18 protein-coding genes and 2 rRNA genes are annotated in these 23,213 nt (G+C 70.4%); 3 read left to right on the forward strand and 17 right to left on the reverse strand.

Annotated features, from left to right (window positions below):
- The first annotated feature begins 29 nt into the window (after positions 1-29).
- Together JOE63_RS15755 and JOE63_RS15760 are read left to right on the forward strand one after the other, a co-directional pair.
- Positions 30-398: an ArsR/SmtB family transcription factor gene (locus JOE63_RS15755; RefSeq protein WP_307840148.1), complete on the forward strand. Its 369-nt coding sequence runs from the start codon at positions 30-32 to the stop codon at positions 396-398.
- On the forward strand, positions 395-883 hold the full coding sequence (locus tag JOE63_RS15760) for an SRPBCC family protein (RefSeq protein WP_204542531.1): 489 nt from the start codon (positions 395-397) through the stop codon (positions 881-883). Before JOE63_RS15755 ends, JOE63_RS15760 begins: the two co-directional genes overlap by 4 nt.
- Before the next feature lie 125 nt (positions 884-1,008).
- Here JOE63_RS15760 and allB read toward each other — a convergent pair whose 3' ends face one another.
- The 8 genes from allB to JOE63_RS15800 form a co-directional block, all read right to left on the reverse strand.
- Complete coding sequence (gene allB, locus JOE63_RS15765; RefSeq protein ID WP_204542532.1) at positions 1,009-2,373, reverse strand: allantoinase AllB; 1,365 nt, start codon at positions 2,371-2,373, stop codon at positions 1,009-1,011.
- 42 nt (positions 2,374-2,415) lie between these two features.
- On the reverse strand, positions 2,416-4,191 hold the full coding sequence (gcl, locus tag JOE63_RS15770) for a glyoxylate carboligase (RefSeq protein ID WP_204542533.1): 1,776 nt from the start codon (positions 4,189-4,191) through the stop codon (positions 2,416-2,418).
- A gap of 44 nt (positions 4,192-4,235) precedes the next feature.
- Entirely contained in the window at positions 4,236-5,120 is an 885-nt protein-coding gene (locus JOE63_RS15775; protein ID WP_204542534.1) for a 2-hydroxy-3-oxopropionate reductase, read from the reverse strand.
- 88 nt (positions 5,121-5,208) lie between these two features.
- Entirely contained in the window at positions 5,209-6,015 is an 807-nt protein-coding gene (locus JOE63_RS15780) for a hydroxypyruvate isomerase family protein (protein ID WP_204542535.1), read from the reverse strand.
- 202 nt (positions 6,016-6,217) lie between these two features.
- A complete protein-coding gene (locus JOE63_RS15785) occupies positions 6,218-7,048 on the reverse strand; it encodes a bifunctional allantoicase/(S)-ureidoglycine aminohydrolase (RefSeq protein WP_204542537.1) in 831 nt (276 codons plus the stop codon).
- A 94-nt stretch (positions 7,049-7,142) separates the two neighbouring features.
- Complete coding sequence (locus JOE63_RS15790) at positions 7,143-8,510, reverse strand: DUF6986 family protein (protein ID WP_204542539.1); 1,368 nt, start codon at positions 8,508-8,510, stop codon at positions 7,143-7,145.
- Positions 8,510-10,156 (reverse strand): malate synthase A, encoded by a 1,647-nt coding sequence (aceB, locus tag JOE63_RS15795; RefSeq protein WP_204542541.1) that lies wholly within the window; start codon positions 10,154-10,156, stop codon positions 8,510-8,512. The genes JOE63_RS15790 and aceB overlap by 1 nt, the downstream gene beginning before the upstream one ends.
- A gap of 42 nt (positions 10,157-10,198) precedes the next feature.
- The gene (locus JOE63_RS15800) at positions 10,199-11,695 is read right to left on the reverse strand and encodes an NAD-dependent malic enzyme (RefSeq protein ID WP_087469441.1); all 1,497 of its coding nucleotides are present in this window, start codon (positions 11,693-11,695) and stop codon (positions 10,199-10,201) included.
- A 131-nt stretch (positions 11,696-11,826) separates the two neighbouring features.
- On the opposite strand from JOE63_RS15800, the gene JOE63_RS15805 reads away from it, so the two are divergent.
- Positions 11,827-12,639, forward strand: a complete 813-nt coding sequence (locus JOE63_RS15805) for an IclR family transcriptional regulator (RefSeq protein ID WP_087469442.1) — start codon at positions 11,827-11,829, stop codon at positions 12,637-12,639.
- A gap of 121 nt (positions 12,640-12,760) precedes the next feature.
- Here JOE63_RS15805 and pucL read toward each other — a convergent pair whose 3' ends face one another.
- The 9 genes from pucL to JOE63_RS15850 form a co-directional block, all read right to left on the reverse strand.
- Positions 12,761-13,702 carry a factor-independent urate hydroxylase gene (gene pucL / locus JOE63_RS15810; protein ID WP_204542543.1) on the reverse strand — a complete coding sequence of 314 codons (942 nt, stop codon included), beginning with the start codon at positions 13,700-13,702 and terminating at the stop codon, positions 12,761-12,763.
- A gap of 1 nt (position 13,703) precedes the next feature.
- Positions 13,704-14,072: a hydroxyisourate hydrolase gene (gene uraH, locus JOE63_RS15815; protein WP_087469444.1), complete on the reverse strand. Its 369-nt coding sequence runs from the start codon at positions 14,070-14,072 to the stop codon at positions 13,704-13,706.
- Positions 14,069-14,566: a 2-oxo-4-hydroxy-4-carboxy-5-ureidoimidazoline decarboxylase gene (uraD, locus tag JOE63_RS15820; RefSeq protein WP_204542544.1), complete on the reverse strand. Its 498-nt coding sequence runs from the start codon at positions 14,564-14,566 to the stop codon at positions 14,069-14,071. Before uraD ends, uraH begins: the two co-directional genes overlap by 4 nt.
- A gap of 319 nt (positions 14,567-14,885) precedes the next feature.
- The gene (locus JOE63_RS15825) at positions 14,886-15,491 is read right to left on the reverse strand and encodes a GNAT family N-acetyltransferase (protein WP_307840151.1); all 606 of its coding nucleotides are present in this window, start codon (positions 15,489-15,491) and stop codon (positions 14,886-14,888) included.
- A gap of 4 nt (positions 15,492-15,495) precedes the next feature.
- A complete protein-coding gene (gene gatB, locus JOE63_RS15830; protein ID WP_087469447.1) occupies positions 15,496-17,001 on the reverse strand; it encodes an Asp-tRNA(Asn)/Glu-tRNA(Gln) amidotransferase subunit GatB in 1,506 nt (501 codons plus the stop codon).
- Positions 16,998-18,539 (reverse strand): Asp-tRNA(Asn)/Glu-tRNA(Gln) amidotransferase subunit GatA, encoded by a 1,542-nt coding sequence (gene gatA, locus JOE63_RS15835; protein WP_087469448.1) that lies wholly within the window; start codon positions 18,537-18,539, stop codon positions 16,998-17,000. The genes gatB and gatA overlap by 4 nt, the downstream gene beginning before the upstream one ends.
- A 1-nt stretch (position 18,540) precedes the next feature.
- Positions 18,541-18,837, reverse strand: a complete 297-nt coding sequence (gatC, locus tag JOE63_RS15840) for an Asp-tRNA(Asn)/Glu-tRNA(Gln) amidotransferase subunit GatC (protein ID WP_047232578.1) — start codon at positions 18,835-18,837, stop codon at positions 18,541-18,543.
- A 966-nt stretch (positions 18,838-19,803) separates the two neighbouring features.
- Positions 19,804-19,920 (reverse strand): 5S ribosomal RNA (rrf, locus tag JOE63_RS15845).
- 94 nt (positions 19,921-20,014) lie between these two features.
- A 23S ribosomal RNA gene (locus JOE63_RS15850) occupies positions 20,015-23,120 on the reverse strand.
- Positions 23,121-23,213: the final 93 nt, after the last annotated feature.

Below are 23,213 nucleotides of genomic sequence, written 5' to 3' on the forward strand. Positions count from 1 at the left end.
CCGGGAACGGCGCCCGACGAGGAGGTCCCGTGACGGCCGACCCGCTCTCGCGCGTGTTCTCGGCGCTGGCCGACCCCACGCGCCGCGACATGGTGGCCCGGCTCGCGTCGGGCGACGCCAGCGTGGGCGAGCTCGCCCGGCCGTACGACATGTCCGTCCAGGCGGTGTCCAAGCACCTGCGGGTGCTCGAGGACTCCGGCCTGGTGACCCGCACGACGGACGCCCGACGCGCCCCCGTGCACCTCGAGGCGGAGGTCTTCGACCTCATGACGAAGTGGATCGAGCGCTACCGGCGCGAGGCGGAGGACCGCTACCGCCGCCTCGACGACGTCCTGCGCGACCTGCCCGACCGGCTGGCCGCACCCGAGAACGACCCGACGACAGGAGCAGCACCATGACCACCACCGGCACCCACGAGACCGAGATCGTCGTCCCGAAGGACCTCCCGATCGTCCGCATCGTGCGCGAGTTCGACGCGCCCGCGGCGAAGGTCTTCCGCGCGCACCTCGACCCGGAGCTGTTCGCGCGCTGGAACGGCCCGCGCTACCTCACCCAGCGCAACGAGCACTGGGACGTGCGCACGGGCGGCGCCTACCGCTACGTCCAGGTGGACCCCGACGGCAACGAGTACGCGTTCTTCGGCAGCGTCCACGAGGTGCGCCCGGACGAGCTCATCGTCCAGACGTTCACGTTCGAGGGCTTCCCCGACGGCGTCTCGCTGGACCGCCTCGTGTTCGAGGACCTGCCCGACGGCCGCAGCCGCCTCACCGCGACGTCGCTCGTCGACTCGATCGAGGGCCGCGACGGCTTCGTCGCGAGCGGCATGGAGGTCGGCGTCCGCGAGGGCTACGAGCAGCTCGACGAGCTCCTCGCGGAGTCCTGACCCGAGCCGCGCGACGACGGGGCGGCACCCACCAGCGGTGCCGCCCCGTCGTCGTCGGCAGGGTTCGGTGGTTCGGTGGTTCCCCGTGCCCGGCCCCCGCGGCCGGGCACGGGAGCTTCAGCCCCTCACGCCTCGCCGCGGGAGAGGAGGCGACCCGTGGGGCGGTCGAAGGTGATCTCCTCGCCGCGCAGGTACGTCGCGACGACGGCGCCCGAGAGCGCGCGGTCGGCGTACGGCGTGATGGGGTTCTTGTGGTGCAGGGCCCTCGGGTCGACGACGAACGCCGTGTCCGGCTCGACGATCGCGAGGTCCGCGTCGAAGCCGAGCGCGATCGAGCCCTTGCGCCGGAGCCCCGCGATGCCGGCCGGGCGAGCCGACATCCACTCGACGACGCGCGCGAACGGCACGCCCCGCGTCCGGGCCTCGGTCCACACGATCGCGAGCCCGAGCTGGAGCGACGAGACGCCGCCCCACGCCGTCCCGAAGTCGCCCGTGTCGAGGTCCTTGAGGTCGAGGGTGCTCGGCGAGTGGTCCGAGACGACGCAGTCGATCGTGCCGTCGATCAGCCCTTCCCAGAGCAGCTCGCGGTTGTCGATCTCCCGGATGGGCGGGCAGCACTTGAACTGCGTCGCGCCGTCCGGGATCTCCTCGGCCGCGAGCGCCAGGTAGTGCGGGCAGGTCTCGACCGTGATCCGTACGCCCTCGCGCTTGGCGCTGCGGATCATCGGCAACGCGTCGGAGCTCGACAGGTGCAGCACGTGGGCGCGTGCGCCCGTCCAGCGGGCCGCCTCGATCACGGCGGCGATCGCGACGTTCTCCGCGCCGCGCGGGCGTGACGCGAGGAACGTGTCGTAGTGGTCGCCGTGCGGCGTGGGCGCGTGCTCGATGGCGCGCGAGTCCTCGGCGTGCACGAGCATCAGCCCGTCGAACTCGCCGAGGACGCGCAGGTCCGCCTCCAGCTCGTCGGGCTCGAGGTACCCGAACTCCTCGACGCCCGAGTGCAGCAGGAAGCACTTGAAGCCGAACACGCCGGCGTCCCACAGCGGGCGCAGCTCGTCGGCGTTGCCGGGCACGGCACCGCCCCAGAACCCGACGTCGACGAACGCCTGGTCGCGCGCGACCTTCTGCTTGGTCTCCAGAGCCGCGACGTCGACCGTCGGGGGGATCGAGTTGAGCGGCATGTCGACGATCGTCGTCACCCCGCCCGCGGCGGCGGCCCGCGTCGCGGACGCGAACCCCTCCCACTCGGTGCGCCCGGGCTCGTTCACGTGCACGTGCGTGTCGACGAGCCCGGGGACCAGCACCTGGTGCGGTGCCAGCTCGACGACGCGCGCGCCGTCGAGCCCGGCGCCGAGCGGCTCGATCGCGCGGACCACTCCCCCGCTGATTCCGACCTCGCGCGGGTGCTCGCCGCCGGCGACGAGCACCCGCGCGCCGCGCACGACGAGGTCGTAGTCGTGCTCTCGACCGCTCCCCTCACCCGTGCTCATCGCGTCCTCCTCCATGTCGTCTGCTCCTCCGGTGCGGCACGCTCAGTCGAGCAGCGCGACGGCGGTCGGCGCGTCGTCGGCCGAGATCGCGAGGTCCTCGAACTCGTTGACCCCCGTGAGCTCGACGCCCATCGCGATGTTGGTCACCCGCTCGAGGATCACCTCGACCACGACCGGCACGCGGAACTCGGCCGCCAAGCCCTGCGCCTTGGCGAACGCGTCGCCCAGCTCGTCGGGGTCGGTCACGCGGATCGCCTTGCAGCCGAGGCCCTCGGCGACCTTGACGTGATCGACGCCGTAGCCGTTCACCTCGGGCGAGTTGACGTTCTCGAACGAGAGCTGCACGTGGTAGTCCATGTCGAACGCGCGCTGCGACTGCCGGATGAGGCCGAGGTAGGAGTTGTTCACGACGACGTGCACGTAGGGCAGGTTGAACTGCGCGCCGACGGCGAGCTCCTCGATCATGAACTGGAAGTCGTAGTCGCCCGAGAGCGCGACGACCGGCTCGTCCGGCACGGCCTTCGCGACGCCGAGCGCCGCGGGGCCGGTCCAGCCGAGGGGCCCGGCCTGGCCCGCGTTGATCCAGTGCCGCGGCTGGTACACGTGGAGGAACTGCGCGCCGGCGATCTGCGAGAGGCCGATCGTCGTGACGTAGCGCGTCTCCGGGCCGAACGCCTTGTTCATCTCCTCGTACACGCGCTGCGGCTTGATGGGGATCTCGGTGAAGTGCGTCTTGCGCTGCAGCGTGCGCTTGCGCTCGGCGCACTCCGCCGCCCAGCCCGCGTAGTCGCGCGCCCGCCCGGCGTCGCGGCGCTCGCGCGCGACCTCGACGAACAGCTCGAGGGCGGCCTTCGCGTCGGACACGATGCCGTAGTCGGGCGCGAACACGCGACCGATCTGCGTCGGCTCGATGTCGACGTGGACGAACGTGCGGCCCGCGCGGTAGGTGTCGAGCCCGCCCGTGTGACGGTTGGCCCAGCGGTTGCCGATCCCGAGCACGAAGTCCGAGGCGAGCAGGTTCGCGTTGCCGTAGCGGTGCGACGTCTGCAGCCCGGCCATCCCGGCCATGAGCGGGTGGTCGTCGGGGATGACGCCCCAGCCCATGAGCGTCGGGATCACCGGGACGCCGAGCGTCTCGGCGAGCTCGACGAGCAGGTCCTCGCCGCCCGCGTTGACGATGCCGCCGCCCGCGATCAGCAGGGGGCGCTCGGCCGCGAGGAGGAGGTCGATCGCCTTTTCCGCCTGCGCGCGCGTCGCCGTCGGGCGGTGCACGGGAAGCGGCTCGTACGTCGCCGGGTCGAACTCGATCTCCGTGAGCTGCACGTCGATCGGGAGGTCGATGAGCACCGGACCCGGACGGCCGGACCGCATGAGGTGGAACGCCTGCTGGAAGACCTGCGGCACCTGCCCGGCCTCGAGGACGGTCTTGGCCATCTTCGTCACCGGAGCGGCGATGCTCGCGATGTCGACGGCCTGGAAGTCCTCCTTGTCGAGCTTGGCGACCGGCGCCTGGCCCGTGATGCAGAGCATCGGGACCGAGTCGGCCCACGCGGCGTAGAGGCCGGTGATCATGTCGGTGCCCGCAGGGCCCGACGTGCCGATGCAGATGCCGATGTTCCCCGGCTTCGCGCGGGAGTAGCCGTCGGCCATGTGCGACGCGCCCTCGACGTGACGCGCGAGCACGTGCCCGATGCCGCCGTGGGCGCGCATCGCGGAGTAGAAGGGGTTGATGGCGGCGCCGGGCAGGCCGAAGGCCTGGGTCGCGCCCTCGATCTCGAGGATCGCCACTGCGGCGTCCACCGCACGCATACGAGGCATGGTTTCTCTCCTTGCTGGAGGTGACGTCGTCGTCAGGGGGAAGGTCAGGAGCCGTCGCGGCCGGACAGGCGCTCGACGCCGCGGAACAGGCCGGAGTGGTCGAGGCCGCCGTCGCCGTTCGCGCGCGCGGAGGCCATGAGCTGGGCGACGAGGCCGCCGAGCGGTGCGACGACGCCCGCCTCGCGGGCCGCGGCGGTGACGATGCCGAGGTCCTTGTGGTGGAGCTCGATCCGGAAGCCGGGGCCGAAGTCGCGGTCGAGCATCTTGCGCGCCTTCTGGTTCAGCACCGCCGAGCCGGCGAGCCCGCCGCCGAGGACCTCGATCGCGGCCTCGGTGTCGACGCCGTAGGCCTCGAGGAAGACGACCGCCTCGGCGAGCGCCTGGATGTTCGCGGCGACGATGAGCTGGTTCGCGGCCTTGACGGTCTGGCCGGAGCCGTTGGGGCCCACGTGCACGACCGTCTTGCCGACGACGTCGAGGAACGGCTTGGCCGCCTCGAAGTCCTCGGGCGTGCCGCCCACCATGATCGACAGCGCGGCGTTGATCGCCCCCGGCTCGCCGCCCGAGACGGGGGCGTCGACGATCCGCAGGCCCGCGTCCTTCGCCTGCTGCGCGAGCGCGACCGTGACGTCCGGGCGGATCGAGGAGAAGTCGACGACGAGCGCGCCGGGCTTCGCGTTCGCGAGGACGCCGTCGTCGCCGGTGAGCACCGCCTCCACGTCGGGCGAGTCGGGGACCATGATCGCGACGACGTCGGCGCCCGAGACGGCGTCGGCGACCGAGGACGCCGCGCGCCCGCCCGCCTCGACGAGCGGCGCGGTCTTCTCGGGGCTGCGGTTGTAGCCCGCGACGTCGTGCCCGGCGTTCTGCAGGTGGACGGCCATGGGGCTGCCCATGATGCCGAGTCCGATGAAGGCGATGGAGGCCATGGTGTGCTCCTCTGGGTGGTTCAGGTCGAGGGGGTCTGTGTCGGCCGACGAACGGCCGGCGGGCGGCTGCGTGAGATCGGCGGGTGCGTCAGCGCTCGGTGGCCGGGAGCCACGCGAACGGGTCGGCGGCCGCGGTCTTGTACTCGAGGCCGATCCAGCCGTCGTAGCCGCCGGCGCGCAGGTCCTTGGTCCAGCGCTCGATCGGCAGGTCGCCCGTGCCGGGCTCGCCGCGCCCGGGGGCGTCGGCGATCTGCACGTGCGCGATGCGGCCGCGGTAGGTCGAGAGGGCCGCGTCGACGTCGTCGCCGTTCACGGCCAGGTGGTACACGTCGAACAGGAGACCCAGGTTCGTCTCGCCGTGGTCGGCCGCGACCCGGTCGATGACGCGCACGGCGTCCGCGGCGGTCTTCAGCGGATAGGCGGGGGCGCCGCTCACGGGCTCGACGAGCACCGTGCCGCCGATGCGCCCGACGGCGCGCGCCGCGAGCGCGAGGTTCTCGGCGCCGAGCTCGTCCTGCGCCTCGGGCGTCTCGCCCTCCTGGCGGTTGCCGTAGAGCGCGTTGAACGCGCGGCAGCCGGTGCGCTCGCCGATCGCGGTGACGACGTCGAGGTTGGCGCGCAGGTCAGCCGAGCGCGCGGGCCACGACACGAGGCCGCGGTCGCCGCCGGGCATGTTGCCGGCGTCGAAGTTGAGCCCCGTGAGCTGGACGCCCGCCGACTCGATCGCGCCGACGAACGCGTCGACCTCGTCCTGCGCGGGAGTGGGCGACGCGAACGGCCACCAGAACTCGACCCCGCGGAAGCCCGCGGCCGCCGCGGCGGCCGGCCGCTCGAGCAGCGGCAGGTCCGTGAGCAGGATCGAGCAGTTGACGGTGTACGTCGGTGCGGGGCTCATCGTCGTCTCCCTGGGTCCGTCCGCGCTTCGCTACCTTGCGATTCCATACTGCGGAACTTTTCTTCTGCTGTATGGAAGTGTAAGCACGCTCGCTGGGAAGCGTCAACAGCCGATGCGGCACCCCGCCCCGTTGTGGGCATGGAAAGGGCCCGGTTCCGCGTGCGGAACCAGGCCCTTTCCATGCCCACAACCGGGTGCTGCGTCAGCGGCGGCGGTCGAGCTTGACCTGCCGGTTCACGTCCTTGTAGAGCAGGTAGCGGAACAGCTTGGGGCCGCCCGCGTAGCAGGCCTGCGGGCAGAACGCCCGGAGCCACATGAAGTCGCCCTCCTGGACCTCGACCCAGTCGCCGTTGAGGCGGTAGACCGCCTTGCCCTCGAGCACGTACAGGCCGTGCTCCATGATGTGCGTCTCCGCGAACGGGATGGACCCGCCGGGCTGGAACGTCACGATGTTGACGTGCATGTCGTGCGCGAGGTCGTCGGGGTCGACGAACCGCGTCGTGACCCACACCCCGTCGGTGTCCGGCATCGCGCGCGGCTCGACGTCCTGCTCACGCGTGACGAACGACGTCGCGGTGTGGCCCGGGATCGGCTCGTACACCTTGCGGATCCACTGGAACGCGGCCTTGGCGTCCGACCGGTTGTGCAGCGCCCACCGCTCCCCTGCCGCGAGGTACGCGTACCCGCCGGGCTCCAGCACGTGCTCGACGCCCGCGAGCGTGAGCACGAGCGTGCCCTCGGTGACGAAGACGACGGACTGCACGGTCTCCTCGTCCTCGCCCTGGTCCGACCCGCCGCCGGGCGAGACCTCCATGACGTACTGCGCGAACGTCGTCGCGAAGCCCTCGATCGGCCGCGCGAGCACCCACAGCCGCGTCTTGTCCCAGCCGGGCAGGTTGCTCGTCACGATGTCGCGCAGCACGCCGCGCGGGATCACCGTGTACGCCTCGGTGACGATCGCGCGGTCGGTGAGCAGCTCGGTCTGGCCGGGCAGGCCACCCTGCGGGGTGTAGTAGGGGGTGGTCTGGGTCATGGGTCACTCCTCGAGATGAAGGCCCGGTCCGACGACGGTCGGTCGCGGCGGGCTGGACGGGGCGGGGTGGACGGGAAGGTGCGGGGGCGGGTCGTCAGCCCGCGACGGGCTGCGGGGCGTGGCCCGAGACGCGGACGGCGTCGAGCCCGGCGCGGTCCAGGCCGGTCGCGGCGCGGACCTCGGCCTCGGTGAGCGCGCCGCAGTCGACGCCGCGCCCGAGGAACCAGGCCATCGCCTTGGCCGTGGCCGGCTCGTCGAGCACGCCGCCGGCGTCGGGCACGTACCCGACGTACGCGGCGAGGCGCGCGAGCGCCGAGGCCGCGCCCTCGCGGTAGAACGCGTACGTCGCCGCGAACCGGCTCGGGAACTGCGCGGGGTGCAGGTCCCAGCCCTGGTAGTAGCCACGCTCGAGCGAGCGACGCACGAGCCGTCCGTGCAGGAGCCACGCCGCGTCGACGGCCTGCGGGTCGCCGACCGGGAGCACGTTCGTCGAGCCGTCCGAGAGCCGTACCCCCGTGCCCGCGACCGCGAGCTGCATGACGGACTTCGCGTGGTCGGCCGCGGGGTGCTCCATCGACTGGTACGCCGCCGCGATGCCGAGGGACGCCGAGTAGTCGTACGTGCCGTAGTGCAGCGCGGTGACGCGTCCGGGTGCGGCGTGCACGAGCCGCGCGACGGTCGCGGTGCCATCCGCCGCGAGCAGCGCCTGCGGCGTCTCGACCTGCACCTCGAACCGCAGGCTGCCCGGTTCCAGCCCGTTTGCCTGCTCGACACGCTCGCACGCGACCGCCATCGCCTCGACCTGCTGCGGCGCGGTGACCTTGGCGAGCGTGACGACGAAGCCGTCGGGCAGCCCCGCGTGTCCCTGCGTGGCGCGGGCAGCGACGAGCTCGGCCACGAACAGCGCGAGCGTGCGCACCCCGCGCCGGCGCGTCGCGGCCTCGAGGCACTTGATGCGGATGCCGCTGAACGGCGTCGCCGTGCCCTGCGCCTCGGCCCGCGCGAGCTCGCGCGCCGCGGCCGTGACCGCAGCGTCCTCGGCCGCGTCGCCGCGGTCGCCGAACCCGTCCTCGAAGTCGATCCGCAGGTCCTCGATCGCCTCGACGGCGAGCTTGGCGCGCACGCGCTCGGCCACGGCCTCGGCGAGGCCGTCCCCCTCCGCGCCGATCCCGAGCAGGTCGACGAGGCGGCGTACCCCGCCGGCCCCGCCGCCCGGGGCGTCGACCGCCTCGCGGGCCCGCGCCGCCCACTCGGGCACGAGGCCCGCGCTGTAGTGGTCGCCCGGCACGTAGACGGTGTGCACGGGCTGGCGCGAGCCGTCGTCGCCCGGGTACCGCGCCTCGAGCTCCGCGTCCCATGGAGCGAGCAGGCCGTCAAGCGTCGCGTGCAGCGCGGCGATCCCCTGCTCGCTGAAGGCCCGCTCCGATGCCGAGCCCGATCCCTCCGGGAATCCCGCCGGCATCAGGAGGCGTCCTGCTCGTGCGCGACGACGTCCTCGTACGCGGGGAGCGTGAGGAAGTCGACGTATTGCTCGTTGAGCGCGATGTCCTCGACGAGCGCCGCGGCCCGGTCGTAGGGGCCGGCGTCGTAGGCCTCGTGCCCGACGTCGTCCCGCAGCCGGGCGGTCTCCTCGCGCAGGAGCGTGCGGACCAGGTCGGCGGTGACCGTCGTGCCCGCGCCCTCCCCCGCGGTGAACGACGCGCCCGAGCGCACCCACTGCCACACCTGCGAGCGCGAGATCTCCGCGGTCGCGGCGTCCTCCATGAGGTTGTGGATCGCGACCGCGCCGTTGCCCGCGAGCCACGCCGCGACGTACGCGACGGACACGTAGAGGTTGTTGCGCAGCCCCGCCTCGGTGACGTCGCCCTGCGCGGACGACACGTCGAGGAGCTGGTCGGCCGTGACGTGGACCTCGGGGCGCTGCCGGTCGAGCTGGTTCGGCCGCTCGCCGAGCACGCCGTCGAACACCTCGCGGCACACCGGCACCAGGTCCGGGTGCGCGACCCAGGAGCCGTCGAACCCGTCGCCGGCCTCGCGCTGCTTGTCCGCGCGCACCTTGTCGAACGCCTGGGCCGTGACCTCGGGCTCGCGGCGGTTCGGGATGACGGCGGCCATGCCGCCCATCGCGAAGGCACCGCGCTTGTGGCACGTCTGGACGAGCAGCTCGGTGTACGCGCGCATGAACGGTGCGGTCATCGTGATCGCGCCCCGGTCCGGGAGCGTGAACGAGGGGCCCGAGTCGCGGAAGTACTTGATGACCGAGAAGAGATAGTCCCAGCGACCCGCGTTGAGGCCCGACGCGTGGTCGCGCAGCTCGTAGAGGATCTCGTCCATCTCGAACGCGGCCGGGATGGTCTCGATGAGGACCGTCGCGCGGATCGTCCCGTGCGGGATCCCGAGCGCCTCCTCGGCGTGCGAGAAGACGTCGTCCCACAGGCGCGCCTCGAGGTGCGACTCCATCTTCGGCAGGTAGTAGTACGGGCCCGAACCCCGCGCGACGAGCTCGGCGGCGTTGTGGAAGAAGTGCAGCCCGAAGTCGACGAGCGCGCCGACGGCGGGCGTCCCGTCCACCGAGAGGTGGACCTCGTCGAAGTGCCACCCGCGCGGGCGCACGACCATGACGGCGAGCGGGTCGCCGTCGGCCTCGGGCCGCAGCGCGTACTGCTTGCCCTCGGGCGAGGTGAACGCGAGCGTGCGGCGCGTGGCGTCGTGCAGGGCCACCTGGCCGCCGACGACGTTGGCCCAGTGCGGCGTCGACGCGTCCTCGAGGTCCGCGAGCCAGACCTTCGCGCCCGAGTTGAGGGCGTTGATCGCCATCTTGGGCGTCGGCGGACCCGTGATCTCGACGCGGCGGTCCTGGAGGTCGGCAGGCGCGCCGGCGACCGTCCACTCCCCCGCGCGCACGTCGGCGGTCTCGGGCAGGAAGTCGAGGCGACCGGTGCGGGCCACCTCCTCGCGTCGTGCGGCGCGCGCGGCGAGCAGCTCGTCGCGGCGCGCGCCGAAGAGCCGCTGGAGGTCGGCGACGAAGTCGAGCGCGTCGGGCGTGAGGATCTCGTCGGACCGCTCGACGGCGGGTCCGTGGACGGTGACGGCCGTGGTGGTGGTCATGGTGTGTCCTTTCTGCGGGCGGGCCGGGCTGACGACGGTGCGTCAGGCCCGGGGCGCCGACCCGGCGTGGTGACCCGACGTGGTGCTCTCCTGAGCCTGCTCCGCACGGGCGCGCTCCGCGACCTCGGCGACGGCGCGCGCGACGGCCTTGGAGACGGCGGGCTCGAACACGCTCGGCACGATGTAGCTCGCGCTGAGCTCCTCGGGTGCGACGGCGTCGGCGATGGCGACGGCAGCGGCGCGCAGCATCTCGTCCGAGATCTCGCTCGCGCCGACGTCCAGCAGCCCGCGGAAGAGGCCCGGGAAGGCGAGCACGTTGTTGATCTGGTTCGGGTAGTCGCTGCGGCCCGTCGCGACGACGGTCGCGTGCTGCGCCGCGGCGATGGGGTCGACCTCGGGCGTCGGGTTGGCGAGCGCGAAGACGATCGCGTCGTCGGCCATCGTCGCGACGTCGTCGCCCGAGAGGATGTTCGGGCCGGAGACGCCGACGAACACGTCGGCCCCGGCGAGGCCCTCGCGCAGCGTGCCGGTGAAGCCCTCGGCGTTGGTCGTCTCGGCGAGACGACGGCGGTGCTCGTCCGTGAGGTTCGCGCCCGGGTGGATCGCGCCGTGGCGGTCGAACGCGACGATGCGGCGCGCACCCTGGCCCTGCAGCAGCGAGATGATCGCGTTCCCCGCGGCGCCGACGCCCGAGACGACGATGCGCACGTCCTCGATCTGCTTGCCGACGACGCGCAGCGCGTTCGTCAGCGCGGCGAGCACGACGATCGCGGTGCCGTGCTGGTCGTCGTGGAACACGGGGATGTCCAGCTCCTCGCGCAGGCGACGCTCGATCTCGAAGCAGCGCGGCGCGGAGATGTCCTCGAGGTTGATCCCCCCGTACACGGGCGCGATCGCCTTGACCGTGCGGATGATCTCCTCGGTGTCGGTCGTGTCGAGGCACACCGGCCACGCGTCGACGCCCGCGAACTGCTTGAAGAGCGCGGCCTTGCCCTCCATGACCGGGAGGGCCGCCGCCGGGCCGATGTCCCCCAGCCCGAGGACGGCGGTCCCGTCGGTCACGACCGCGACGGTGTTGCGCTTGACCGTCAGGCGACGCGCGTCCTCGGGGCGCTCGGCGATCGCGAGGCACACGCGCGCCACGCCGGGCGTGTAGGCGCGGGCGAGGTCGGCGCGGTGGCGCAGCGGGACCTTGGGGTTGACCTCGAGCTTGCCGCCGAGGTGCATGAGGAACGTCGCGTCGCTCACGTGGCGCACGGTGATGCCGTCGAGCGCGCTGAGCGCGTCGCGGATCTGCTCGACGTGCGCGGCGTCCACGGTGTCCGCCGTGACGTCGACGACGAGGCGGTCCGCGCCCGACTCCGAGACGTCGACGCCCGTGATCGCGGCGCCCGTCGCGCTCACGGCGGCGACGAGGTCGCTCGCGGTGCGGTGCCCGCTCGGGGCCTCGACACGCAGCGTGATGGAGTAGCTCGGGCTGGTCGCAGCGGCCTTCGCCGTCGAGGCCAGCGTCTCCGGGGCCTTCGTCTCGGACGTCATGTTCGTTCCTTCTTCTCGTATGCTGATGCGTGTCTTCCGTGATGCGGAAGGGAGCGCGGGACGGTCCCGCACTGCTCAGGCGAGGTGCGCACCCGTCGTCGGGCGGTACCAGGTGGACAGGAGATCGTGAGATGGCCGAGATCTCGACGGCGACGGAGCCGACGGAGAACCAGCCAGGCGCGCGGCCTGCGAAGCCCGCCGGGGGCGTGCAGTCCGTGGACCGGGCGATCGAGCTGCTCGAGCTGCTCGCCGACTTCGGCGGCGAGTCCGGGCTCAGCGAGCTCGCGCAGCACGCCGGGCTCCCCCTGCCGACGATCCACCGGCTGCTGCGCACGCTGCTCGCCCAGGGCTACGTGCGCCAGACGCCGTCGCGCCGGTACACCCTCGGCCCGCGGCTCATCCGCCTCGGCGAGTCGGCCGGGCGCCAGCTCGGTGCCGGCGCCCGTCCGTACCTCGAGCGGCTCGCGCACGACCTCGGCGAGTCGGCGAACCTCGCGATGATCGACCGCGACATGGCCGTCTACGTCGCCCAGGCGTCGTCCAGCCACTCGATGCGGATGTTCACCGAGGTCGGCCGGCGCGTCTACACGCACTGCACGGGCGTCGGCAAGGCGGTGCTCGCCCAGCTCCCCGACCAGACCGTGCGGGAGATCATGGGCCGCGTGGGCATGCCGCCCGCGACGGACCAGTCGATCACCGACGTCGACGCGCTCCTCACCGAGCTCGCGGCGACGCGCGAGCGCGGCTACGCGATCGACGACGGCGAGCAGGAGCTCGGCGTGCGCTGCTTCGCCGTCGCGGTGCCCGACGCCCCGACCCCCACCGCCCTGTCCGTCTCGGGCCCCGCGGCCCGCGTGACGTACGAGTTCGGGGAGCGGGCCGTGCCGGTGCTGCACCGCGTCGCGAGCGAGCTCACGCGCGAGCTCATCACCGCAGCGCCCTGAGGCGACGCGCGGACCCGAGCGGCCGGGCGCCGACGGGACCGGGCGTGACGGTGCGGGCGCGCCCTGCCGGACCGCGGAGGCTCCGTGGTCGGGCAGGGCGCGTCCGTCCGTCACGGCCGGCTCAGCAGAACCCGGTGACGGTCGCCCAGGCGCGCGGCTCAGCCGGCTCGCCCTCGCGCTGCACCGTCGCCTCGATGAGGCCGTAGGGGCGGTCGGCCGCGAAGAACACCTCGTTCGGGTTGTCGAGGCCGAACGGCGCCAGGTCCACGAGGAAGTGGTGCTTGTTCGGCATCGAGAACTTGATCTCGGCGATCTCCGGGACGGCCTCGAGGACCGCCTTGCCCATCGCGAACAGCGTCTGCTGCAGCGCGAGCGAGTGCGTCGTCGCGAACGCCTCGAGCTGGATCGCGCGGACCTTCGCGTACACGGCGTCGAAGTCGACGTCCGTCGTCGTGTAGCGCCAGCGCGAGGTGACCGACGTCGCGAGGATGCGGTCGTTCGTCTCCACGAGGGTCGTGTAGCGGTCGCGCGGGAACCCGTGGAACTCCGAGCCCGTCGACTTGAGCACGACGAGGTCCGTGAGGCCCGAGACGACGAAGACCTCGTCGCCGTCGCGCTGGACGACGGTCGTGCGCGTCTCCTGGTTGTTCCGGACGAACGCGTGGTCGTGCTCGCCCTCCGCGGTCTCGATGCGGTTCCAGGAGTACTGCTCGATCTCCCAGCGGCCGCCCTCGATCCACTCGAAGTCCTCGACGAAGTGCCGGCCGAGGCGGATCGCGAAGTCCTCGATCGCGCCGACGCCGTCGCGGGCGAACGCGTAGATCGTGTTCTTCTGGGTGTCGGTGGCGACGCACCGGGAGTTGTCGCCCTCCAGGTGCGTGGCCTCCTGCCCGCCCCGCAGCTGCGAGGAGACGTTGAGGTCGGTGATCTCGTGGCGAGGCGTGGCGCGGTCGACGCGCACGAGGCGCACCTCCGCCTTGCCCCACTGGTTGTCGCCCAGGACGATGGCCCCGCTGCTCTGCGTGGCCGCCGGCTGCGCGGCGGTCGTGGTGGTGGTGCTCATGTCAGCTCCCTCGATAGGTCGAGTAGGCGAACGGGCTGAGCAGGACGGGGACGTGGTAGTGCTGCTCAGCGCTCGCCACCCGGAAGACGATGACGACCTCCGGGTAGAAGGACACGGTGTCTCGCCGGTCGAAGTACTCGCCCGTGTCGAACACGAGCCGGTACGTACCGGGGACGAGGGTCTCGGGCCCGAGCTCGGGCACACGACCGTCGTCGTTCGTGCGGGAGGACGCCACCAGGGACCAGCCCTGCCCCGTCGTCCTGTCCGCGATCTCCGGAGCCGCCTCCAGGCGGACGGCGATCCCCTCGGCGGGCCTACCGCTGGCCGCGTCGAGTACGTGCGTGGTGATGTGGCTGGCATGGGTGCTCATGGGATCAGCATTCCCTTCAGCCGCAGCGCGGCGATCTCGCGCAGGTTGTGGGCGGCGTTCGCCCGCTCGGTCTCGGCGTCGTTGCCGAGCCGCTCGGTGAGCTGCTCGAGGATCTCCTCGGCGCTGCGTCCGGCGGCCCGGACGAGGAACACGTGCCCGAACCGCTCCTCGTAGGCACGGTTGCCGTCCGCGAGGCGGCGCGTCACCTCGTCGTCAGAGGTGTCGACGCCGGACTGCTCGGACCGCGACATGCTCGCGTCCGCGGCGTCGCCCTGCGCGCGCTCCCCGATCCGGGGGTGGCGGGCGAGCGCGGAGTCGACCTCGTCGTCGGTCCACGGGTCGGCCGCCGCGAGGGCGGCGTCGGCCGCGTCCTCGACGGTCGCGTAGGGGCGCCCGTCGGCGACGGCGTCGGCCCAGCGCGTCACGTGCGCGCACGCGAGGAGCACCTCGCGCGCCTCCGACGGCGACAACCGGTTGAACTCGTCCAGCGTCATCGCTGCGTGTCCCTCTCGACGTCCGGTGGGCCGGCAGTGTCCGACCTGACCTGGCCTACGATGCGATTCCACATCTCGGAAGTTCGTTTCCGTCTTATGAATGTACGCCGGGCGGCTCTGCCATGTCAACCACGGTCCCCCGCCGTCGGCGGCATCGCACGTCGCACGTCGCACGTCGCACGGAGGCAGCAGGACGGTGGCCCTCCGTCCTGCACACGAGGCGGGCCAGGGCCAGCTCGACTCCGGGGACGACGAAGGGCCCGGCAGCAGCTGCTGCCGGGCCCTTCGGTGTCGGTCGAAGCGAGGTCTGCTACCGCGCTCAGGACGCGCCGAGCCCCGCCCGGAACTCGTCCTCGAGGATGCTCATGACGGTGGCGTCCGCCCAGCCGTCGCCGTCGCGGTAGACGTCGCGCAGCCGACCCTCCTCGCGGAAGCCCAACGACTCGTAGAGCATCCGTGCCCGCGGGTTGATGCTCAGCACGTCCAGGCTCACGCGGTGCAGGCGCGGACCCTCGTGCCGGACCCCGTCGGCGTCGGTCGCGCCCTCGAACGCGAACCGCAGCACCTCGAAGATCGCCTCACGACCGTAGCCGCGGCCCCGGTAGTTCGGGAGCAGCGCGAGTCGCAGGTTCGCCGAGCGGGCGTCCTCGTCGAGGTCGTTGAGCACGATCTCGCCGAGCATCTCGTCGCTCACGAGCTGACCGTCGCGCACGGCGCTCGACGTGACGGCCCAGTCGTACCGGCCCTCGCGGTCGCTGATCGTCGCGGACCACGCGTCGATCTGGTCGCGGGTGAACGTCGCCGTCGTCCCCGTGAGCCGGTTCGACTCCGGGTCCTGCAGCGACTCCCACATGCGGTCGGCGTCCCGCGCCTCGATCGGGCGCAGGCGCACCATCTCCCCGAGCAGGACCGGTCCGCGCGTCACGGCGTCAGCCGATCCGCTCGAGGATGAGCTCGCGCACGCGACCGGCGTCCGCCTGGCCGCGCGTCGCCTTCATGACCGCGCCGATGATCGCGCCGACCGGTCCGAGGTTCCCCCCTCGCACCTTCTCGACGACGTCCGGCTGCGCGGCGAGCGCCTCGTCGATCGCGGCGAGCAGGGCGCCGTCGTCGGAGACGACCTCGAGACCGCGCGCCGTGACGACGGCCTCCGGGTCGCCCTCGCCGGCGAGGACGCCGTCGAGGACCTGGCGGGCGAGCTTGTCGTTGATACGACCCGCGTCGACGAGCCCCTGCAGCGCCGCGACCTGCGCGGGCGTCACGGAGAGCTCCTCGAGCGTGACCTCGTCCTGCTTCGCGCGACGGGCGAGCTCGCCCATCCACCACTTGCGGGCACCCGCCGGGCTCGTCCCCGCCGCGACCGTCGCCTCGACGAGGTCGATCGCGCCGGCGTTGACGACGTCGCGCATCTCGGCGTCGGCGTAGCCCCACTCGCCCTGGAGGCGACGGCGGCGCGCGACCGGGAGCTCCGGGAGCCCGGCACGGATCTCCTCGATCCACTCGCGCGGGGGCGCGACGGGGACCAGGTCAGGCTCCGGGAAGTACCGGTAGTCCTCGGCGTCGGACTTCACGCGCCCCGACGTCGTGACGCCGGTGTCCTCGTGCCAGTGCCGCGTCTCCTGGATCACGGTGCCACCGGCGTCGAGGACGGCGGCCTGGCGCGAGACCTCGTACCGGACCGCCCGCTCGACGGAGCGGAACGAGTTGACGTTCTTGGTCTCCGTCCGCGTCCCGAGCGGCGACTCGGGCGTCGGGCGCAGCGAGAGGTTCACGTCCGCGCGCACGTTGCCGCGCTCCATGCGTGCCTCGGACACGTCGAGTGCACGGAAGATGTCGCGCAGCGTCTGCACGTACGCGCGCGCGACCTCCGGCGCGCGGTCGCCCGCGCCCGTGATCGGCCGCGTGACGATCTCCACCAGCGGGATGCCGGCCCGGTTGTAGTCGACGAGCGAGTACTCCGCACCGTGGATGCGACCGGTCGCGCCGCCCACGTGGGTGTTCTTGCCGGCGTCCTCCTCCATGTGCGCACGCTCGATCTCGACGCGGAACACGGTCCCGTCCTCGAGCTCGACGTCGATCCACCCGTCGTACGCGATGGGCTCGTCGTACTGCGACGTCTGGAAGTTCTTGGGGACGTCCGGGTAGAAGTAGTTCTTGCGCGCGAACCGGCAGGTCTCGGCGATCTGGCAGTTCAGCGCAAGGCCGATGCGGATCGCGTACTCGACGGCCTTGCCGTTGACGACCGGCAGCGCGCCCGGGAGCCCGAGCGAGACCGGGGTCACCTGGGTGTTCGGCTCCGCGCCGAAGCTCACCTCGGCCGGGCAGAACATCTTGGTCAGCGTGCCGAGCTCGACGTGCACCTCGATCCCGATGACGGGGTCGTAGCGGCGCGTGGCGTCGGCGTAGTCGACGAGGTCGACGGTCGTGGCGGTCATCCGACCTGGCCTTCCTTCTCGATGGTGGCCGTGGGCAGCGCCGGCGCGCGGTCGAGCAGCGGCCCGCCCCACGCGCTGAGGAGCGCGGACTCGAGCGCGGCGCCCACCCGGTACATGCGGTCGTCGGCCTTGGCCGGCGCGAGGATCTGGAACCCGACGGGCAGGCCGTCGTCCGACAGGCCCGCCGGGACCGACATCCCCGGGACCCCGGCGAGGTTCGCGGGGATCGTCGCGACGTCGTTGAGGTACATCGCGAGGGGGTCGTCGAGCTTCTCGCCGAACCGGAACGCCGTGGTCGGCGCCGTCGGGGAGACGAGCACGTCGGCCTGCTCGAACGCTGCCGCGAAGTCGCGCTGGATGAGCGTGCGGACCTTCTGCGCGCTCCCGTAGTAGGCGTCGTAGTAGCCGGCGGACAGGGCGTACGTGCCGAGGATGATCCGGCGCTTCACCTCGTCGCCGAAGCCCGCACCGCGGGTGGCGGCCATGACACGCTCCGCGGTCACCGGGCCCTCCTCGGGCTCGACGCGCAGGCCGAAGCGCATGCCGTCGAACTTGGCGAGGTTGCTCGACGCCTCCGACGGCATGATGAGGTAGTACGCGCCGAGCGCGTACTCGAAGTGCGGGCAGGAGACCTCGACGATCTCCGCGCCCAGGCCGCGCAGCAGATCCAGCGACTGCGCGAACCGCGCGCTCACGCCCTCCTGGTAGCCCTCGCCGTTGAGCTCCTTGACGACACCGACGCGCAGGCCGGTGAGGTCGCCCGTCGCACCCTGGACCGCGGCGTCGACGAGCGCCGGCGCGCGGCCGGGGATCGACGTCGAGTCACGCGGGTCGTAGCCCCCGATCAGCTCGTGGAGCAGCGCGGAGTCGAGCACGGTGCGGGTCACGGGGCCCGCCTGGTCCAGCGACGACGCCATCGCGATGAGGCCGTAGCGCGAGACGCCGCCGTACGTCGGCTTGACGCCCACGGTGCCCGTCACGGCACCGGGCTGGCGGATCGAGCCGCCCGTGTCCGTGCCGATCGCGAGGGGCGCCTCGAACGCGGCCACCGCAGCGGCCGAACCGCCGCCCGACCCACCCGGGATGCGGTCGAGGTCCCACGGGTTGCGCGTGTTGCCGAAGGCCGAGTGCTCGGTCGACGAGCCCATGGCGAACTCGTCCATGTTCGTCTTGCCCAGGATCGGCAGCCCCGCGGCGCGGATCTTCTCGACGAGCGTCGCGTCGTACGGCGGGACCCACCCCTCGAGGATCTTCGAGCCGGCCGTCGTGGGCATGCCCTTCGTCACGACGACGTCCTTGACGGCGATCGGCACACCGGCCAGCGGGTGCAGCTCCTCGCCGGCCACGCGTCGCTCGTCGACGGAGCGCGCCGTCTCCAGCGCCTCCTCGGCGTTCACGTGCAGGAACGCGTTCACCGCGCCGTCGACCGCGGCGATGCGGTCCAGGTGCGCCTGGGTCGCGTCGACGCTCGAGAAGTCGCGCGCGGTCAGCCCCTCCGCGAGCTCCGCGGCGGACAGTCGAGTCAGGTCCTCGCTCATCTCACTCCTCCCCGAGGATCTGCGGGACGGCGAAGCGCCCGTCCTCGGCCGACGGCGCCGCGGCGAGGACGTCCTCGACCGGCAGCGGCGGCTCGGGGATGTCGTCCCGGAAGACGTTGGTCATCGGGAGCGGGTGGCTCGTCGCGGGGACGTCGGGCGTCGCGACCTCGCTGACCTTGGCGATGGCGTCGACGATCACGTCGAGCTCGCCGGAGAGCCGGTCCAGCTCCTCGGGTCGCAGATCGATGCGGGCCAGCGCGGCGACGCGCGCGACCTCGTCACGGGAGATGGTGGACATGGTCGCCATTCTAGTGGGGACCGACGCCATGCCCACCGCGCCGCCCCCTCCCAGACACGCGGGTGCGACCGATGTCATCCCGCCGAGGTAGAACCCCGGCCGGGCCCGTGGTGGGGGTTCGGCGGGGTTCGGTTCTTAGGCCCGCGTGGTCGGGTCCGCGGTGGGGGTGGTCTCGGTGCTCGGGGCTGCGGCGCCGTCGCCCTGATCTGTCGGCCGTGGGTTCTTGGAGCGCCGCTTTGACGCCCCTTCGCATCCGAGCCCACCCCCACCGCTCAGCCCGTCAGCCCACCATGGCCTGGCGACCGCCCGGGCAGGCGGGCTCGGCAGGTCGAGCAGGCGACCATGGCTCGTCCGACGCTCCGGACAAGCCATGGCCACCTGCCCGGTATGGCGTCGCTACGACTCGGCCCGACGTCGCCACGACGAGAGCGGGGGCCGCGACCAGCGTCGCGTGGCAGCGCGGAGCCGCGGCACACGGGGGGTGTGTGGCAGGGCGGCGGCCCGGCAACGACCGGGTGCGACCGTGGAGACATGCTCACGAATCGACACCGCGGGCAGTCGCCCGAGGTGCGTGACGACCAGGGCGAGACGGAGCAGGGCGGGGTGGGTGGTGGTGCCGCGTCGTGGCGGGCCTGGCGGGAGCCGCGAGGAACGAGCGGCGGATGGTAGACGCGGCACCACCACCCACCCCGACCACCCAGGGCGACCGTGCATGACCCCGGCTCCACGTCGGGTGACCCCGGCTCTACCTACCGTGACCACGCCTCTGCCTCGGGTGACCGCTGCGCGCTGCCTTGAGCGGCCAGGTGGTTCTCGCTTCCTCGATCGCCGGTCGTCTCGACCGACCCGGGCGGCTTGCGATCGCGCGGTGGGCGAACGTGGCGCCGGCGTCAGTACCGGATGTCTGAGGGTATGCGGAAATGCCGAAGGCCCACCCCGTGTGGGGTGGGCCTTCGGTGAAGGGTTGTCCGGCGGCGTCCTACTCTCCCACCCCGTCTCCAGGGCAGTACCATCGGCGCTGAAGGGCTTAGCTTCCGGGTTCGGTATGGGACCGGGCGTTTCCCCTTCGCTGTGACCGCCGTAACTCTGTGAACCTCCTCAACACTGGGCACCCCGGAAGGGGGTGTGGTGTTGGTGGTTCGGGAACCGCACAGTGGACGCGTAGCAAAGTGTGTTGGTGTTGAAGTTGTCGGCTGATTAGTACCGGTCAGCTGCACGGGTCTTTCGTCCCCGCTTCCACGTCCGGCCTATCGACCCAGTGTTCTGCTGGGTGCCTCTCACCCCGTAGGGTATGGAAACCTCATCTTGAAGCAGGCTTCCCGCTTAGATGCTTTCAGCGGTTATCCCTTCCGAACGTAGCCAACCAGCGGTGCTCCTGGCGGAACAACTGGCACACCAGAGGTTCGTCCGTCCCGGTCCTCTCGTACTAGGGACAGCCCTTCTCAAGTTTCCTGCGCGCGCAGCGGATAGGGACCGAACTGTCTCACGACGTTCTAAACCCAGCTCGCGTACCGCTTTAATGGGCGAACAGCCCAACCCTTGGGACCTACTCCAGCCCCAGGATGCGACGAGCCGACATCGAGGTGCCAAACCATGCCGTCGATATGGACTCTTGGGCAAGATCAGCCTGTTATCCCCGGGGTACCTTTTATCCGTTGAGCGACGGCGCTTCCACAAGCCACCGCCGGATCACTAGTTCCGACTTTCGTCCCTGCTCGACCTGTCAGTCTCACAGTCAAGCTCCCTTGTGCACTTGCACTCGACACCTGATTGCCAACCAGGCTGAGGGAACCTTTGAGCGCCTCCGTTACATTTTAGGAGGCAACCGCCCCAGTTAAACTACCCACCAGGCACTGTCCCTGGTCCGGATCACGGACCGAGGTTAGACATCCGAAGCGGCCAGAGTGGTATTTCAACGTTGACTCCACCCGCACTGGCGTACGGGCTTCACAGTCTCCCACCTATCCTACACAAGCCGCACCGAACATCAATACCAAGCTATAGTAAAGGTCCCGGGGTCTTTCCGTCCTGCTGCGCGTAACGAGCATCTTTACTCGTAGTGCAATTTCGCCGAGTTCGCGGTTGAGACAGCGGAGAAGTCGTTACGCCATTCGTGCAGGTCGGAACTTACCCGACAAGGAATTTCGCTACCTTAGGATGGTTATAGTTACCACCGCCGTTTACTGGGGCTTAAATTCTGAGCTTCACCCGAGGGTTGACCCGTCCTCTTAACCTTCCAGCACCGGGCAGGCGTCAGTCCGTATACATCGTCTTGCGACTTCGCACGGACCTGTGTTTTTAGTAAACAGTCGCTTCTCCCTGGTCTCTGCGGCCGTCCACGCTCCCACCGCGAGGGTGTTCACGCTTCGGGCCCCCCTTCTCCCGAAGTTACGGGGGCATTTTGCCGAGTTCCTTAACCACGATTCTCTCGATCGCCTTAGTATTCTCTACCTGACCACCTGAGTCGGTTTGGGGTACGGGCGGCTAGAACCTCGCGCCGAGGCTTTTCTTGGCAGCATAGGATCACCCAGTTCGCGCTTGTGCGCTCACCGTCAGCTCTCAGCCTGTGTGCCTGGCGGATTTGCCTACCAGACGGCCTACAGCCTTGGACGTGGTCTACCATCGCCACGCCGGGCTACCTTCCTGCGTCACCCCTGTTAATACGCTTACCTACTACCGGTTTGGGTCCCGCGCGCCCCTGTCCGGTGGCCCCGAAGGGCCGGTGGACAGGTTTGGGCGGTCAGCATCACCGGGCTCGGTATGGGCGGTTCTTCGCCGGTAGGAGAATATCAACTCCTTGTCCATCGACTACGCCTGTCGGCCTCGCCTTAGGTCCCGACTTACCCAGGGCGGATTAACCTGGCCCTGGAACCCTTGGTCATTCGGCGGACGGGTTTCTCACCCGTCTTTCGCTACTCATGCCTGCATTCTCACTCGTGTGGGCTCCACCACTGGGTTCCCCCGCGGCTTCACTGCCCACACGACGCTCCCCTACCCACCTGCGCCTCTGGACCACGAAGGCCTGAGTTGAGCGCAGATGCCACGGCTTCGGCGGTGTACTTGAGCCCCGCTACATTGTCGGCGCGGAATCACTTGACCAGTGAGCTATTACGCACTCTTTCAAGGGTGGCTGCTTCTAAGCCAACCTCCTGGTTGTCTGTGCAACTCCACATCCTTTCCCACTTAGCACACGCTTAGGGGCCTTAGCCGGTGGTCTGGGCTGTTTCCCTCTCGACTACGGAGCTTATCCCCCGCAGTCTCACTGCCACGCTTCCACTTACCGGCATTCGGAGTTTGGCTGACGTCAGTAACCTTGTAGGGCCCATCGGCCATCCAGTAGCTCTACCTCCGGCAAGAAACACGTGACGCTGCACCTAAATGCATTTCGGGGAGAACCAGCTATCACGAAGTTTGATTGGCCTTTCACCCCTAACCACAGGTCATCCCCCAGGTTTTCAACCCTGGTGGGTTCGGTCCTCCACGCGGTCTTACCCGCGCTTCAACCTGCCCATGGCTAGATCACTTCGCTTCGGGTCTAGACCCAGCGACTATGGGCGCCCTATTCGGACTCGCTTTCGCTACGGCTTCCCCACACGGGTTAACCTCGCCACTGAGCACTAACTCGCAGGCTCATTCTTCAAAAGGCACGCTGTCACCCCAGCCAAGGAGGCTCCAACGGATTGTAGGCACACGGTTTCAGGTACTATTTCACTCCCCTCCCGGGGTACTTTTCACCTTTCCCTCACGGTACTGGTCCGCTATCGGTCACTAGGTAGTATTTAGGCTTAGCAAGTGGTCTTGCCAGATTCACACGAGATTTCTCGGGCCCCGTGCTACTTGGGATCCCCTTCGGGAGGCCGCACCATTTCGTCTACCGGACTCGCACCGTCTATGGTCCGCCTTTCAATGCGGTTCGACTATGACACGACTTTCTGACTCCCCGGCGGACTGTCAGATCCACCAGAAGGGTCCCACAACCCCGAACACGCAACGCCTGACAGCTTGAACACGCGCCCGGTTTGGCCTCATCCGCTTTCGCTCGCCACTACTCACGGAATATCTCTTCCTGTCGGTACTGAGATGTTTCACTTCCCGACGTTCCCTCCACACACCCTATATATTCAGGTGCGGGTCACACGACATGACTCGTGCGGGGTTCCCCCATTCGGAAACCCTCGGATCACAGCTCGTTTGCCAGCTCCCCGAGGCTTATCGCAGGCTACAACGTCCTTCTTCGGCTCCTAGTGCCAAGGCATCCACCCTGTGCCCTTAAAAACTTCAACAAAAACAACAAAACTGCAGAGAACCAAGAACCACACTCAAGAGTGTGTCTTGATCTTTACAAAGATGCTCGCGTCCACTGTGCAGTTCTCAAA

Origin of the sequence: Cellulosimicrobium cellulans, from assembly GCF_016907755.1 — a bacterium.
In the GTDB taxonomy this organism is placed as follows: Bacteria; Actinomycetota; Actinomycetes; order Actinomycetales; family Cellulomonadaceae; genus Cellulosimicrobium; species Cellulosimicrobium cellulans_D.